Origin of the sequence: Cedecea neteri NBRC 105707 = ATCC 33855, from assembly GCF_001571265.1 — a bacterium.
GTDB lineage: Bacteria > Pseudomonadota > Gammaproteobacteria > Enterobacterales > Enterobacteriaceae > Cedecea > Cedecea neteri.
The window spans coordinates 1-653 of the sequence record NZ_BCTL01000135.1 but is presented as its reverse complement, the minus strand read 5'-3'; the positions used below and the strand labels follow the sequence as shown (position 1 = coordinate 653).

The 653-nt window shown below is 66.0% G+C and carries 2 protein-coding genes; both read right to left on the bottom strand.

The genetic code is table 11. The features are described from left to right. Positions 1–187: phage virion morphogenesis protein (locus CNE01S_RS24155; RefSeq protein ID WP_500784349.1), on the bottom strand; the 187-nt coding region annotated here is incomplete at its 3' end. A 2-nt stretch (positions 188–189) separates the two neighbouring features. After that, positions 190–600, bottom strand: a complete 411-nt coding sequence (locus CNE01S_RS24150; RefSeq protein ID WP_156479852.1) for a hypothetical protein — start codon at positions 598–600, stop codon at positions 190–192. Positions 601–653: the final 53 nt, after the last annotated feature.

Below are 653 nucleotides of genomic sequence, written 5' to 3'. Positions count from 1 at the left end.
GACCATCCCGATATTTAAGCGGCTTCCAGGCGGGGCGGCCCCCGGCGATAAAATTCTCATCCACGGCATTCTGCATAATACTCGCTATCTGTTCCATCAGGGGCGAGCGATGTTTAACCCGCTTTTCCAGCGCCGCCAGCGCCTCTTCCAGGTCAGGCGGGATAGTCAGGGTGATGTCAGGCTCCATGGTCAGTCCTCTCCGTCGTCAGGTAATGCGCCGTCAAGCAGGGCGGCATCGCTCAATATTTCCGGGTCATACGGTGCCACGCCGGTGAGGCGCAACCCTTCGGCGAACGGGGCCAGCGTGACCGCCAGCCGCGCCCCGGTACCCCGTGTCACCACCGTGACCTTATCCCCCTGCGCCACGACCGCCTCCGGGCGGTACAGGGCAGAGACCAGGCGTGGCCACAGCGTGCCCGCGCTGGCGCGGCAATGCTTCACGGCGGCATCGGTGAGCGTGATGACCGGCAGTGGCCACGGGCGGGACCGGTGGCCCCGGAGCGCTTCAAGCGCGCGGGGTGACAGCGCCCCGACCCGACGAAAGTCCCCGGTGGGCTTACCGGGCAGGCCATTGACCCACTGCTCTGTATCCCGGTTCATGGCACTTACCAGACGGTTATTGCCGAGCGTCTCCCTGACGGCCACCGCCGCCA

Excerpts from the sequence above, each read along its gene's own strand:
- CNE01S_RS24150 (WP_156479852.1), bottom strand. The coding sequence starts at position 600 with ATGAACCGGGATACAGAGCAGTGGGTCAATGGCCTGCCCGGTAAGCCC.